Source organism: Nonomuraea sp. NPDC049480, from assembly GCF_044465905.1.
Classification (GTDB): Bacteria; Actinomycetota; Actinomycetes; order Streptosporangiales; family Streptosporangiaceae; genus Nonomuraea.
This window is the reverse complement of the sequence record NZ_JBITMD010000013.1, coordinates 49,353-63,637: the sequence shown is the minus strand read 5'-3', so window position 1 is coordinate 63,637 and position 14,285 is coordinate 49,353. Positions and strand designations below refer to the sequence as shown.

Sequence of the window (14,285 nt, the reverse complement as noted above, 5' to 3'; positions counted from 1 at the left end):
TTTCAAAAGGCAATATGCTCTGCTTATGAATCAGCGCGCGGGGGCGCTCCCCAAGGCGGCGGTCTTCGCCCCGGTCGATGACGGCTCCGGCCGGGTGGAGGTCGTGGTGCGCCGGCTGGCCGAGGCGATCGCGCTCGGCCTGATCGCCGACGGCGACCAGCTCCCCGCCGAGCTGGAGCTGGCGAACGCGCTCAACGTCTCCACCGTGACGCTGCGCGCGGCCCTGGCCGCCCTGCGCGAGCGCGGGCTGGTCGAGACCCGCAGGGGGCGCGGCGGCGGCACGTTCGTGCTCGCGCCCGCCGACCCCTCCACGGCCCGGCTGCGCCGCCGCCTGCGCGAGCTCAGCACCTCGGAGCTGCGCGAGATCGGCGACTACCGCTCGGCGATCGCGGGCACCGCCGCCCGGCTGGCCGCCCTGCGCGCCTCCGCCGACAACGTCACGCGCCTGCGCCAGGTCCTCGGCCGTCTCGACGCCGCCACCTCCGTGGGCGACCGCCGCCGCGCCGACGGACGCTTCCACATCGAGGTCGCCGCAGCCGCCCAGTCCGTACGGCTGACGCGCGCCGAGATCGACATCCAGGCCGAGGTGGGCGAGCTGCTCTGGCTCCCGTACGGGGAGGCCGTCGACCCGCAGGACGTGGTGCGCAGCCACACCCAGGTGATCGACGCCATCGAGGCCCGCGACCCGGCCCGTGCCAGGTCGCTCACCGAGGAACACATCGACAAGGGGATAGAGCGTCTGATGGAGTTCCATTGGCGGCTCGTCGCATCCGAGTGAGGAGGCAACGATGAGCGATCGGCACGTCGGCCAGGTGGCGGACCGGGTCCATACGATCGTCGCGGACATTTTCAGCTCGCTGGATCGCATCCTGGCGAGCGTCGTGGCCTGCTACCGCGCCTCCGGCTCGTTCGCCTGCGCCGATCTGGCCGCGGTCCGGCCGGAGATCTTCGCCTGCCTGAGCAGGACGAACGAGGTGGTGGCGGGGGCCGGCGTCATCGTCGCGCCCGGCGTGCTGGCCGACCGCCGGCGGTGGCTGGAGTGGTGGCAGGCGCCGCCCGAGCAGGATCCGATCTTCCTCGACGTGGACCTCAACCCGGAGAGCCTCGACTTCTACGACTACACGGCCGCCGAATGGTTCGCCGTGCCCGAGCGCACCCGCCGCCGCCACATCGTCGGCCCGTACGTCGACTACGGCGGCACCGACACGTACATGCTGACGTTCACCGCGCCCGCCGAGGTGGACGGCCGTTTCCTCGGCGTGGTGGGGGCCGACGTGCGGGCGGCCAGGTTCGAGGCGCTGCTGCTCGGCGTGCTGGCCGCGAGCCCCACGCAGATCACGCTGGTGAACGCCGAGGGCAGGGTGGTGGCGGCCAACTCACCGCGGTTGCCCGCCGGCTCCCTGCTCCTCGATCCGGGGGCGGACCGGCTCCCGTTGCCCGAGGCGCCCTGGAGCATCGTCACGTCCGCCGGGGACCGGGCGATCAGCCCTCTGTAGGAGACCGGCTGTTCAGTGCTGCACCCACAGGTAGTAGAGGCCGGGGGCGCTCCAGTTGGTGGGGATGACGGTTTCGCAGTAGTACAGGCGCCAGCTGTGGTTGGTCTGGCCCTGGTGGCCGACCCCGAGGCATTGGTCGGGCCAGCCGTAGGTGCCCTGCTTGACATAGCCGGGCACCTCGGCGTGCGCGGGCGAACCGAAACTGGATGCGGTGACGAGGGCGGCCGCGGTCAACGTGAGCGCGGCAAGAGTGCGCGACTTCATAAAGGAAAGTTAACTAATAATTTGGCCACAGGCAATGCGTTCTCTCTGCGCTTTCACAGAACAGCTGGTGCCCACATCGACGTCCGGCCTCGGCGCCGTCCTAGGAGGCGTCGCCGGTCGCCTCGGCAGGCCGGTATACCAGGTACAGCACACCCGTCGTGAACGTCTCCGACTTGATCAGCTCCAGAGGGACGGGGTTGTCCCCCTCGTCGAACAGGCGCTCGCCCTTGCGGATGGCGATCGGGTGCACCAGCAGGTGCAGTTCGTCCAGCACTCCCGCGGCCAGCAGCTGGCGGACCACCGAGATCGAGCCGCTCACGGCGATGCGGCCGCCCTGCTCCTTCTTCAACGCGGTCACGGCCTCGACCAGGTCGCCCTGGAGCAACTCGGAGTTGCGCCAGGTGAACTCCAGGGGCTGCCGCGACACGACGATCTTCCGTGCGTCACCGAGCGTCTTCGCGAAGCCGGCGTCTTCGCCGCCCTCGGCCTCCCGCTCCGGCCACGCTCCGGCGAAGCTGTCATAGGTCTTGCGCCCCAGGAGCAGGGTGTCGGTCATCTGCGCCCCCACGGCGGCACCCATCTCGTCGTTGAAGTACGGGAAATGCCACTCCGCCGGCTCCTCGACGACCCCGTCGAGGGAGATGAACAGGCTTGCGGCGATCGTCCTCATGATGATCCTCCAGGAAGGGGCGGGGCCGTCCGGCCCCGCCGTTCTGATGTGCCTTCAGCCTCGCGGGACCTGCTTACGGATCGCTTAAGGTCTCCCTTTGGGACGGGCGGCGACGGCTGGGTGGCAAATGGTGTCCGAAAAGAGTCCTTGCCGAATTGGCAGAGTTACTACCCAAGACATCACACTTGTCCGGTGCGCTTCTCAGTTCTCGGCCCGCTCACAGCCCGCGTCGCCGGTGCCCATGTCGATATCAAGGCCCGCCAGCAGCGCGCGGTGATCTCGAGATTGATCCTGGCCGACGGAACCGTCGTCTCCCTCGACGCCCTCATCGACACCATCTGGGGGGAGAAGCCGCCGCGCGAGGCGGTCAACGGCATGCACGCGATCCTCGCCCGGCTGCGACGCATGCTCGAACCGGAGCGGCCCCCGCGCAGCCCGGCGACGGTGCTGGTCAGCGAGGCGCCCGGCTACGCCTTGCGGATAGCGAAGGACGCGGTCGACGCGCGCAGGTTCACCGACGCCGTGCTCGGCGGCCGTGAGCAGCTCGCCGCCGGCCGCCCCACGCAGGCGCTCGCCCTCCTGGAGGCGGGGCTGGCGGAGTGGCGGGGCAGGCCGTACGCCGAGTTCGCCACGGAGGACTGGGCGGCGCCCGAGGTCTCCCGCCTGGAGGAGCTGCGGCTGGACGCGCTCGGGGCCCGCTGCGAGGCGCTGCTGGAACTGGGCCGCACGGCGCAGGCCGTGCCCCCGCTGGAGGCCGCCGTGCGGGAGCATCCGCTGCGGGAGGAGCTGTGGCGGCTGCTCGCGCTCGGGCTCTACCGTTCGGGAAGGCAGGGCGACGCGCTTGCCGCCATCCGGCGGGCCCGCGCCCGCCTGGCCGCCGAGCTCGGCGTCGATCCCGGGCCTCGCCTGCGCGAACTCGAGTCGATGCTGCTCGCCCAGGACGAGATCCTGCTCGCCCCGGCGCCGCCGCCCCCGCCGGCCCGGACGGCGCAGCCTCTCGCCAACCGCGCCGAGCCACTGGGCGCGCTTCTCGGCGCGGCCCCCACCGCTTCCGACCGTCCGGGGTGCGCCCTGATCTCCGGCGAGGCCGGGGTGGGCAAGACCTGGCTGACCACGCGGCTGGCGGAGTCGCTCGCCGGGCAGGGCTGGCAGGTCGCCTGGGGACGGTCGAGCGAATCCGGCGGCCGGCCGTCCCTGTGGCCGTGGACGCAGGCGCTGCGGGCTCTGGGAGCGATCGGATCGGAGTACGAGGAACGCTCCATCCCCGACGCGGCGGAGGCGCGTTTCCAGCGGCACGCCGAACTGGTCCAGCGGTTGACGGCAGCGGCGTCGGCCACCCCCTGCCTGCTGATCCTCGAGGACGTGCAATGGGCGGATGACGCCTCCCTCCGGCTGTTCTGCGACTTGCTCACCATGGCCTCCGGCGCCCGGCTCTACGTCGTGGCCACGCTCCGTACGGGAGAGGCGGAGAGCCGCGAGCTGAGCGAGCTGCTGAACGCGCTGACCCGGTCGGGGGCGGAGCGGGTGGAGCTGGCCGGGCTGTCCGCGAACGGCGTCCGTCTGATGGCCGAGTCGTCGGAGACGACGATGAGCGACGAGGCGCTCAAGCGGCTGGTCGACCGGACCGGCGGCAATCCCCTGTTCGTCCAGGAGACGCTGCGGCTGGCGGCCGCCGAAGGCGTCGAGGCCGCGCTCGAAGCCGTGCCCTCCGGCGTGGCCGACGTCATCCGCCGCCGCGTCGCCCGGCTCAGCGGCCAGGACGTCCTCACCGCGGCCGCGGTGATCGGGCACGGCGGCGACATCCCGCTGCTGTCCGTCGTCACCGCCAAGGCGGCCACCGAGGTGATCGAGGATCTGGACGAGGGGGTCTCCGCGAGGCTGCTGCAGCCCGGGCGGGCCTTCGCCCACGATCTCATCCGGCAGACGATCTACGCCGGTCTCCCGTCGGCGCGGCGGTGCACGCTGCATCTGGCCGTCGCCGAAGCGCTCGCCGCCCGGCCGGGAAGCGACCCCGAGGCCGTGGCAGGACATTACCTTTCCGCCTCGCCTCTGGGAGCCGCCGAGGCCGTGGCGTGGGCCCGCACGGCGGCGATCGCCGCCGAGGGCCAGCTCGCCTTCGGCGACGCCGCCCGATGGTGGGCCAGAGCGTCCACCGAGCATGCCGCCGCCTCGCTTCCCGATCTTTCCGAACGAGCCGGACTGCTGCTCTGCGAGGTACGCGCCCGCCTGGACGCGGGGGATCTCACCGGCGCGCGCCAGGCGAGGAACCAGGCGATACGCCTGGCGGAGGCGGCCGGTGACGAGGACGTCCACATGCGGGCGCTCGTCGCGCTCGACATGCCGGGCATGTGGGTCATGAAGACGTACCACGAGGTCGAGCTGCAGCTCGTCAAGCGCCTGGAGACCGCGCTGAGCGGGATTCCCCAGGAGGACTCCGAGCTGCGGTGCAGGTTGCTCGGCACACTGGGGATGGAGCTCTACGACCCCGTCGAGAACCCTTTGTGCGACCGCCTCACGGCCGAGGCGGTCGCCATGGCACGCCGGATCGGCGATCCCCGGCTGCTGGGTTTCGCGCTCAGCGCGCGCCTGCTCGCCCTCCTGCGTCCCTCGTGGAACCCGCAGTTGCAGGAGGTCGGCACGGATCTCATCGAGACGGGCGAGCGGCACGACCTGCCCGTGCATGCCGTCGTCGGCAGGGCCCTGCTCGTCTGGCTGGCGGCCCAGCGGCTCGCGATCGCGGAGGCCGACCGGCTGTCCGCCGAGTGTGACGTGCAGATCCGGCGACTGGGGCTGCGCCTGCAGGGTGTCCAGCATGAGGCGTGGCGCGTGGCCAGACTGGCCGTCGGGGGACGATTCGACGCCGCGATGCGGAGCCTCGAGGAGTCGTGGAAGCGGCTGCGGGTACTCGGGCTGTTCAGCCCGGACGCGCACTACACGAGCGTTCGCTGCTCCCTGCTGATCTGCTCGGGCCGGGCCGGCGAGATCACCGAGGAAATGCTCGAGAGCTCCGGGATAGCCATGCTCGTTCCCGCCACGGCCCACGACCTGGCCCTCATCGCCGCGGACGCGCGAGGGGACACGCGACGCGTCGCCGAGCTCGCGTCGAGCCCTTGGGAGCCGCTGCGAGACGACTGGACGCAGGTCGCGAGCCTCGCGTACCGCGCCATGGCGGTCGAGGCGGCGGGAGACCAGGAGGAGGCGGAACGCACGTACGCCCGGCTCCTCCCCTACAAGGGGGGCCTGGTGATGGGCGGCAACATCCTGACCCTCGGGCCGGTCGACCTTCACCTCGCCAAGCTCGCGCTTCTCCTCGGCCGGCGTGACGAGGCCGGCGAGCTGCTGCGATCCTGCGCGGCCGACGCCGGCCGGGAGGGGCTGACGTGGTGGGCGGATCAGGCCCGCGGCCTGATCCGGACAATCCACAACCAATAGCCGCGCAAGAGCCGCCCCGCACTCTCGAAGAGTCTTCGACAGAAAGGGGCGGACATGCCCGCCGCATCCACCGTCACCACCGGGCCCGATCTGACGGGCTTCCTCGTCGCACACAAGGCCATGAAGGCCGAGTACGGCCGCCTCGCCGACGCCGCGGCCACCGTGGACCCGGCCGACGTCGAACGCGTCGCGGCGATCGAGGCGCACATCGCCTTCATGATCAAGTATCTGCACCATCACCACGCGCCCGAGGACGAGGATATCTGGCCGGCGCTGCGCCTGGCCGATCCCGCCGCCACCGCGGTCCTGGACCGGCTGGAGGCCGACCACGGTGACATCGACGCGTTGCTGGAGCAGATCGGCGACCGCGGCAGGACGCTGGCCCAGCGCGCCCCGATCCTGCGTGAACTCCAAGCCCGCCTCGCCGACCACCTCACGCTGGAAGAGCGCGAGGCGGTGCCGCTGATCCGCCGGCACCTGACCCAGGAGTGGTTCGGAGAGCTGCACGAGAAGGTCACGAAGAGCTGGGACCAGCCCGACCTGCCCTTCTTGTTCGGGATCGCCGTCACGTATGCGAGCAGGACCGAGATCGCCCACCTCCTGACCAGCGTGCCGTGGTTCGTCCGGCTGCTCTGGCGCCTGGCGATGCGGCCCAAGTTCAACAAGCGGATGCGGCAGGTGTACGGCGCATGAGCGACTCACTCACCGGATCCGCGCTGCCGTCCGGAGCAGCCACCATCACCTGGGACGACACGCTCGACGACATCTTCGCCGGCGACCTGGTCTCCGCGCTCGCCTACACCACGCCGGCCGGCGGCGTCGTGATGACGCCCGTGTGCCCACTGGGCCTGCGGGACAGGACGCACGGCAGGATCGGGTTCACCACTGCCCTCGGCAACGGGCGCAAGCTCGACCGGATGACCGCGGACCCGCGCGTCGCGCTGGCCTTCCACACCCGGGAGCACGGCAGGTCGTCACGTCCCGGCTTCGTCCTGGTCCAGGGCACGGCCCGCATCGGGCAGATGACGCCAGAGGTCTACTCGGCGATGGAGGACCGGCTCGGCATCGTCAGAGGATGGCTCTGGGACCGCATCATGCATTCCTACTACCACGAGCGGGTCGTCGTGTGGCTCGACGTGAAGCGGATCACCGTCGGGGAACCGGGATCGCCGATCGTCGCGGGCGAATCATCTCGCGTCATCGGAGCCTCGCTCGCGATGCCGCCCGGGCCGCACCGGCCGCCCGGTGCGGGATCCGCTCCCCGCCTGGACGCGGTGCAGGCCGCCCGCCGCGTGACGGCGCAACAGCACGTGCTCCTCGGCTACCGGGGATCCGACGGCCATCCCGAAGTCGTCCAGGCGAGCATCGCCTCCGGTGACAGGGCGGGGATCACCCTGACAACCGAACGGCCGCTACCCCCGGGCGGGCGGCGCGCCTGCCTCCTCGGTCACTCCTTCAACGCCCGGGGGATCGGAATCAGTGTGGATCAGCACACGGGCTGGCTCGAGGTGGGTGAGGAGGCCAGGTACGCGCCGCACACGGTCCAGCGGTTCGCCGTTCCGAAGAGCAAGTTCATCAGCAACCTCGGCTCCGGCCTGGTCACCGTCTTCCGGCGGCGTGCCCGCCTCCGGAACACCGCCTGAGCCACGGGGCCCGGCGGGGAGGCCTTCGCCGTGATCGTGACCCGGAGGGGGCGTCACGATCACGACGGCCGACGGACCACGGTCAGTCTCGTGGCGCCTTTTCGTACTGATCTGTTATGGCTGGTCGCTCTTCGTGGTCGTGGCCGGTGTCGAGAGGGATCTTCTCGCCGCCATAGGCACGGCTCATCCTGATCCTGAGACGGCCGAGCAGACCGCGGGCCTCCTTGGGCGGGACGCCCCCGCCGTCATGACGGGCCGCCGGAAGCATGGGAACGGGTGACTTGCCGCGCACGTGGGCCTCGACGTCCCCCGCGAGCGGCGCGTGGACCTCGATGAACTCTCCGTGCGGCAGGCGCTTGATGACGCCCGACTCCACCCCGTGGCCGATGGTACTGGCATCCGCTCGCTGCAGCCCCAGGCATATCCGGTAGGTGATCAGATAGGCCAGCGCCGGGCCCGCGAAGACCAGCACCCGGCCGCCGTACGTGGTCCAGTTGAGGCTGATGTGGAAGTTGGCCGCGATCACGTCGTTGGCGCCCAGCAGCCACAGCACACCGTAGAACGTGATGGCCGAGATGCCGATCGAGGTGCGGTGCGGGTTGTTGCGCGGCCGGTCGGCGATGTGGTGCTCGCGCCGGTCACCGGTGATCCATCGTTCCAGGAACGGATAGAGCACCAGGCCGGTGATGACCAGCCCGAGTGGCAGCAGCGCCGGGATCAGCACGCTCAGCGGCAGCGTGCCCGCGTGGGCCGTGCCGAAGAGGTTGATCTCCCAGGAGGGCATGAGGCGCAGGGAGCCTTCCAGGAAGCCCATGTACCAGTCCGGCTGGGATCCGGCAGAGATGTCCGCCGGTGTGTAGGGACCGAACAACCAGATCGGATTGATCTGCGTGAAGGTCGACAGACCCGTCAGGACGGCGGCGGTGAACAGCAGGTACGCTCCCGACTTCCCCATGAAGGCGGGCAGGAGCGGCGCGCCCACCACGTTCTTCTCGGTACGGCCCTTGCCCGGCATCTGCGTGTGCTTCTGTACCCACATCAGCACCAGGTGGGCGGTGATGAGCGCGAGCAGGATGCCCGGGATCAGCAGGATGTGCAACGTGTAGAAGCGCGGGATCACCACCTCGCCGGGATACTCCCCGCCGAAGAGGAAGAACGACAGGTACGTGCCGACCAGCGGGAGCGACAGCAGCACGCCCTGGGTGATCCGCAGCCCCGCACCCGACAGCAGGTCGTCGGGCAGGGAGTAGCCGGTGAGCCCCTCGAAGAGGGCGAGCGTGAACAGCCCGATGCCGATCAGCCAGTTCAGCTCACGTGGCTTGCGGTAGGCGCCGGTGAAGAACACGCGGAGCATGTGGATCATCAAACTGGCGGCGAACAGCAGGGCGCCCCAGTGGTGAATCTGCCGGAGCAGCAGCCCGCCGCGCACCTCGAAGCTGATCTCCAGCGTCGAGGCGTACGCCTCGGACATCCCCACGCCCTTGAGCGGTGCGTAGGAGCCGTCGTAGAGCACATGCTGCATGCTGGGCTTGAACCAGAAGGTCAGGAACGTTCCGGTCAAGAGCAGGATGATGAACGAGTAAAGCGCGATCTCGCCCAGCAGGAACGACCAATGGTCCGGGAAAATTTTGCGTAGGTTGCGCTTGAGGAAGTTCGCCGCCCCCAAACGGGCGTCAAGATATCCACTGGGTCCTGTAATGAATTTCGGCGGTGTGGCCATATGTGACCTCCCCTAAGCCGCACAACCAGATTCTGGTCTCGCGGTCATCGGCCGCTCCCAGGAGGCGGCCAGGCGGCGCGGGCAAGGAATGAGATATCGGTCTCTGGCTTAGAGGTGCCCACGACGGCAACCGGTATGCACGTGATGCCGAAAGAAGGCCGGTAATGGAATTGCCATGAGAATGGCTTCGGCCGGGCTCTCTCCGTCTCTCCGAATGACGATCACCATGCAGTCGCAACAGATTTCCCCTTTGCCGGTAATGCGGCGATTTATGGGGATGCGCCGGGGTAGCTGCGCTGCTGTTTTCGCTGAAGACGACGGAGAGCGATATGACCACTTTCAAGCCCGGCGGCGAGCCGCTGACTTCCCCCATGGCCCCGCTCCGCGCCCGCCGCAAGGGAGAGGTGCTCGCGGCCTGGCTGTCGACGACCGATCACAAGGTGATCGGATACATGTATCTGATCGCGTCGTTCGTCTTCTTCGCGCTGGCCGGTCTCATGGCGCTCGCCATCCGTGCCGAGCTGGCCCAGCCGGACCTGCAGCTCATCGGCAACGAGCAGTACAACCAGCTGTTCACCATGCACGGCACGATCATGATGCTGCTGTTCGCCACCCCGCTGTTCGCCGGGTTCGCCAACGTCGTCATGCCCTTGCAGATCGGCGCGCCGGACGTCGCCTTCCCCCGGCTGAACGCGGTGAGCTTCTGGTTGTTCCTGTTCGGCGGGCTGATCGTCGTCAGCGGGTTCTTCACGCCCGGCGGCGCGGCCGACTTCGGCTGGTTCGCCTACACGCCGCTGTCGGAAGGCACCTTCAGCCCGAGCATCGGCGGCGATTTGTGGATCATGGGACTGGCGCTGGCCGGGCTGGGCACCATTCTCGGCGCGGTCAACTTCTTCACCACCATCGTCTGCATGCGCGCTCCCGGGCTGACCATGTTCCGCATGCCGATCTTCACCTGGAACGTTCTCCTGACCAGCATGCTCGTGCTCATGGCCTTCCCCGTGCTGGCCGCCGCGCTGCTCGTGCTCGAAGCGGACCGCAAGCTCGGCACCCAGGTCTACGACCCCGCCAACGGCGGGGCCATGCTGTGGCAGCACCTGTTCTGGTTCTTCGGCCACCCCGAGGTCTACATCATCGCGCTGCCGTTCTTCGGCATCATCACCGAGGTCATCCCGGTGTTCAGCCGCAAGCCGATCTTCGGCTACATCGGCCTGGTCGGCGCGACCATCTCCATCTCCGGGCTGTCGATGGCGGTGTGGGCACACCACATGTTCCCGACCGGGCAGGTCCTGCTGCCGTTCTTCTCTTTCATGACCTTCCTCATCGCGGTGCCGACCGGGGTGAAGTTCTTCAACTGGATCGGCACCATGTGGCGGGGCCATCTGAGCTTCGAGTCGCCGATGTTGTTCTCGGTCGGCTTCCTCATCACATTCCTGCTCGGCGGCCTGACCGGCGTCATCCTCGGCTCGCCGCCGCTCGACTTCCACGTCACCGACACCTACTTCGTCGTCGCCCACTTCCACTACGTGGTCTTCGGCACCGTGGTGTTCGCGATGTTCGCCGGCTTCTACTTCTGGTGGCCGAAGATGACCGGCAAGATGCTGAACGACACCCTCGGCAAGTGGCACTTCTGGACGTTGTTCATCGGCTTTCACACGACGTTCCTGGTGCAACACTGGCTCGGCGCGGCGGGCATGCCGCGCCGCTACGCCGACTACAGCGCGGGCGACGGCTTCACCGACCTGCACCTGGTCTCCTCTATCGGCGCGTTCATCCTGGGCGCCTCGACGCTGCCGTTCCTGTACAACGTCTGGCACACCGCCCGCCACGCGCCGCGCGTCACCCTGGACGACCCGTGGGGGTTCGGCAACTCGCTGGAATGGGCCACCTCCTGCCCGCCGCCGCGGCACAACTTCACCGGCATCCCGCCCATCCGCTCCGAACGGCCCGCCTTCGACCTGCACCACCCGCACACATCCCATCACCCCCGGCTCGGCAACGAGGAGACAGCGCAGGAGGAGAAGCCGTGACCAGTCCTCTCGACCACGTCCCCACGCCACGCCATGAACCGGCCTGGGCACAGTCGCGGTAGCGAACATGAGCCTGTCCGATCAGGAGCACCGGCTACTCGCCGAAATCGAGCAGAATCTCCGCCGGCGAGATCCCGCCTTCGCCCGCCGCATCGACGCGCTCAACGCCGCCCCGCTCCGGGACGGCCCGCAACGCTACGCCTGCCATGTCAGCGGACGAGAGATCATCTGCATCCTCCTCCTGGTGATCGTTCTGGCCGTGGTGCTGGTGTGCGTCACGCTCGCGGCGGGCAGCCGCACCTCCACTCCGTCAGAACTCCCTGTACGCCCACCGGCCACCACCACCAGCAGTCACCGTGACGTTCCCGGTCGTCCGCAGGGCATGGAGCAGGGCATGGACAAGTGGCATGTGGCGGCACACCGCATGGGCATCTGGCTCGATCGCGTCACCAGCTCCACATCCCCACCCGCACCGCCACACCAGGCGAGGCGTGCACGATCGGGGCACTGTCAGGAGCCGGAAGGCCGGCGGCCTGAAGCAGGTCCTGGTCCAGGCTGATCAGCTGGGCATGCTGCAGCGGCCAGGCGGGATGCTCGGTCTCGGCCGCGGCCAGCCGCCCTGTCACCATGGTGAACAGGCGGTAACGAGCGGTCAGGAAGTGCGCCTGCTCGTCGCGTTCGTCCTCCGTCAGCGCCTCACCCACGGCCACGTCCACATCGCACCGCGCCCCCTCCGGTCCCGGCCACCGTCTACGGCACCGGTACCGCCTGCGGCCGCCCTCCGCGCGTACCGACATGTCCGACCAGAAATACGGCAGCCAGTAGCCGGCCCGCCCGCCGACCGCGGCCGCCAGCCGCCCGGCATCCAGCGACAGGAACCAGATGCCGGAGCGCCCGCGGCCGTCACGCACATAGGTGCGGCAATTCGTCTCCGGAAAGCTCGACAACCACGGCAGCGCGGGCATGCCCGGCATCCGCGCATCCTCCATGCGGAACGGCGTCAGCCCCACCCACGCCGTCCCGTCGAACGTTTCGACCGTCAACGAGCCCGGCACCAGCGCCCGCACCACCTCGACCGGATACCGCCAGTGCAGGAACGTCATCTGCGACCAGCGGTGATACATCACCGGCCACCCGACGCGCGGAGACGGCGGAGCCTTCATGCGTGCACCCAGTGTGCTGATCGCTCAAGCGGGCAAGCCACCTGCACGCTCTACCCGAGACTCCCCGGTCCAAGCTTTCACCACCCGCCGAAGCCGGAGTTCTACAGTGCCGCGTCTCTGAGCGGGCGGACCGAGCCCCGGACGATGATGTGGGTGCCGAGCAGCACGTGCTCGGCCAGGCCCGACCTGTCCCGCCCTCGCTGGAGCGCCAGGCGTACGGCGGTGCGGCCCAGTCTTCGTGCGGCACGTGCACCGTGGTGAGGTTGATGTCGGCGGCCGGGGCACACGGTGGTCGGCCAGGGTCCTGCGGTAACCGACGACGGGGCCTGAACGAGCCCGCCGAGCCGGAGGCCGGTGTGCCGGATGGTCTGGAGCGCATTGAGGTTGCGGTGGTCCGGCGGCGTAGGCGAGACTCATCGCCAATCGTGAGGTGGCGGAGGGGTCGATGAGCACCGCTGACAAGGGCAACACCTATCTGGAACAGGTCGTCGCACAGCAGGCGGTGCTCGAGGACGATCTCAGGGCGCGCCGCGGCGCCGCCCCGGCAGGGCCGGCGCACGTGGCGGGTCCGCTGGCCAAGCGCGAGCGGGCCCTCGGCGGGGCGGCACCCGAGAAGGCGACTCCGGGGCCGGTGGACGTACGGATCACCGGCTTCTGGCGCTGGAAGAACGTGCTCGTCCCACCCAACGCCTTCGTGGTGCACACACGGCGCGGCCGGGAAAAGCCCCTGCACATCGGCCTGGGCGTATCGTTCCGCTTCAACCCATCCACCGACTCATTCCTGGTAGTGCCAGGCGCCACCCAAACCATCCTGATCAACGCCTACTGCATCTGCCGAGAACTGCAAGGGGTGTTGGTGCAGGGCTATGTGCAGTGGGGGGTCCAAACCTTCCCCACCGCCTACCGCAAACTGGACTTCAGCGACCCAGACGACCCGATGCGGCTGGTCAACCTGCAGCTACGGGAGCAGGCGGAGGCGGCCATCAAGGACAAGGTCGCGACCATGGGCGTCCGCGACGTGCTCAGCGACAAGCAGCCCATCATCGAGGAGCTGACCGCCCGGCTGCGCGCGGTGGCCGAAGGCGAGGACGACAGCGACCAAGGGCTCGGCCTGCGTATCGTCACCGTCCAGATCAAGGAGGCCGTCGTCAGCTCGTCGCGGCTCTGGGAGAATTTACAGAAGCCGTACCGGGCCGAGCAGGGGCAGATCGCCCGGCTGGCGGAGCTGCAGTCCCAGGAGGCGGTCGCCCAGCGCGAGATGGCGGCCGAGCGGCTCAAGGAGACTCAGCGTCTGGAGTACGAGCGGGAACTCGCCGAGTTGCGGGCCCGCAACGAGGCGTTGCAGTTCGACACGGAGGTCGCTGAGCGGCTGCGGCGCACCCAGCGCAAGCACGATGACTCCAGGGCGGTGGCGGAGCTGGAGACCGAGACGACCCGGCACGCGCTGCGGATGGAGCGCGAACGGCACGCCGAGGAGGCCGAGACCGGCAGGCTCAGGATCGAGCGGGAGCAGGAGCTCAAGCGCCTGGAGCTCGGCGGCGAGCTGGAACTGGCACGCTCCCAGGCACTGGCCGGCCACGAGCGGGCGCTGCTCGACGTGGAGCGCGTGCGGATGCGGGCCGATATCGACAATCAGCAGACGCCGGCCAGTCTGCAGGCCAAGCTGATCGGTTTGCTGCCCGAGATCATGTCGAAGCTCCCCAAGCCGGAGGAACTGCGCGTGGTGTCGATCAACGGCAGCGACCGGACCACCGTGTCGGGGTTGCTGTCCGAGCTCGCCGTGGTGGTCGGAGTGCTGCGTTCGGCGATCGACGGTGACGGGCCGGGTTCCTGACCGCGGTCCGCGTCATCGCTTGAGGCGGCCACG

12 protein-coding genes are annotated in these 14,285 nt (G+C 69.3%); 8 read left to right on the top strand and 4 right to left on the bottom strand.

The genetic code is table 11. The features are described from left to right. Positions 1 to 25 precede the first annotated feature (25 nt). Both ACIBX3_RS33015 and ACIBX3_RS33010 read left to right on the top strand, forming a co-directional pair. Entirely contained in the window at positions 26 to 778 is a 753-nt protein-coding gene (locus ACIBX3_RS33015) for a FadR/GntR family transcriptional regulator (protein ID WP_397123868.1), read from the top strand. Between the two features lie 10 nt (positions 779 to 788). Then, positions 789 to 1,496, top strand: coding sequence for a hypothetical protein (locus ACIBX3_RS33010; RefSeq protein ID WP_397123866.1), 708 nt, complete (start codon positions 789 to 791; stop codon positions 1,494 to 1,496). A 12-nt stretch (positions 1,497 to 1,508) separates the two neighbouring features. Here the strand turns inward: ACIBX3_RS33010 and ACIBX3_RS33005 are convergent, their stop codons facing one another. Together ACIBX3_RS33005 and ACIBX3_RS33000 are read right to left on the bottom strand one after the other, a co-directional pair. Further along, a complete protein-coding gene (locus tag ACIBX3_RS33005; protein WP_397123864.1) occupies positions 1,509 to 1,760 on the bottom strand; it encodes a hypothetical protein in 252 nt (83 codons plus the stop codon). 100 nt (positions 1,761 to 1,860) lie between these two features. Then, positions 1,861 to 2,430 carry a dihydrofolate reductase family protein gene (locus ACIBX3_RS33000; RefSeq protein WP_397123862.1) on the bottom strand — a complete coding sequence of 190 codons (570 nt, stop codon included), beginning with the start codon at positions 2,428 to 2,430 and terminating at the stop codon, positions 1,861 to 1,863. A 192-nt stretch (positions 2,431 to 2,622) separates the two neighbouring features. On the opposite strand from ACIBX3_RS33000, the gene ACIBX3_RS32995 reads away from it, so the two are divergent. The 3 genes from ACIBX3_RS32995 to ACIBX3_RS32985 are packed head-to-tail and all read left to right on the top strand — an operon-like array spanning position 2,623 to position 7,505. After that, entirely contained in the window at positions 2,623 to 5,862 is a 3,240-nt protein-coding gene (locus tag ACIBX3_RS32995; protein ID WP_397123860.1) for a BTAD domain-containing putative transcriptional regulator, read from the top strand. Positions 5,863 to 5,916: 54 nt separating this feature from the next. After that, positions 5,917 to 6,555 (top strand): hemerythrin domain-containing protein, encoded by a 639-nt coding sequence (locus ACIBX3_RS32990; protein WP_397123858.1) that lies wholly within the window; start codon positions 5,917 to 5,919, stop codon positions 6,553 to 6,555. Further along, on the top strand, positions 6,552 to 7,505 hold the full coding sequence (locus ACIBX3_RS32985; protein WP_397123856.1) for a hypothetical protein: 954 nt from the start codon (positions 6,552 to 6,554) through the stop codon (positions 7,503 to 7,505). Before ACIBX3_RS32990 ends, ACIBX3_RS32985 begins: the two co-directional genes overlap by 4 nt. 82 nt (positions 7,506 to 7,587) lie before the next feature. Here ACIBX3_RS32985 and ACIBX3_RS32980 read toward each other — a convergent pair whose 3' ends face one another. Continuing rightward, a complete protein-coding gene (locus tag ACIBX3_RS32980) occupies positions 7,588 to 9,225 on the bottom strand; it encodes a cytochrome bc complex cytochrome b subunit (RefSeq protein WP_397123854.1) in 1,638 nt (545 codons plus the stop codon). A 329-nt stretch (positions 9,226 to 9,554) separates the two neighbouring features. On the opposite strand from ACIBX3_RS32980, the gene ctaD reads away from it, so the two are divergent. Together ctaD and ACIBX3_RS32970 are read left to right on the top strand one after the other, a co-directional pair. Further along, positions 9,555 to 11,255, top strand: a complete 1,701-nt coding sequence (gene ctaD, locus ACIBX3_RS32975; protein ID WP_397123852.1) for a cytochrome c oxidase subunit I — start codon at positions 9,555 to 9,557, stop codon at positions 11,253 to 11,255. Positions 11,256 to 11,322: 67 nt separating this feature from the next. After that, positions 11,323 to 11,814 carry a DUF3040 domain-containing protein gene (locus ACIBX3_RS32970; RefSeq protein WP_397123850.1) on the top strand — a complete coding sequence of 164 codons (492 nt, stop codon included), beginning with the start codon at positions 11,323 to 11,325 and terminating at the stop codon, positions 11,812 to 11,814. Here the strand turns inward: ACIBX3_RS32970 and ACIBX3_RS32965 are convergent. Beyond that, positions 11,702 to 12,379: a YqjF family protein gene (locus ACIBX3_RS32965; protein ID WP_397123848.1), complete on the bottom strand. Its 678-nt coding sequence runs from the start codon at positions 12,377 to 12,379 to the stop codon at positions 11,702 to 11,704. The genes ACIBX3_RS32970 and ACIBX3_RS32965 overlap by 113 nt on opposite strands. A 484-nt stretch (positions 12,380 to 12,863) precedes the next feature. Here ACIBX3_RS32965 and ACIBX3_RS32960 point away from each other — a divergent pair, with 484 nt between their 5' ends. Continuing rightward, the gene (locus ACIBX3_RS32960) at positions 12,864 to 14,252 is read left to right on the top strand and encodes an SPFH domain-containing protein (RefSeq protein WP_397123846.1); all 1,389 of its coding nucleotides are present in this window, start codon (positions 12,864 to 12,866) and stop codon (positions 14,250 to 14,252) included. The last annotated feature ends 33 nt before the right edge of the window (positions 14,253 to 14,285 follow it).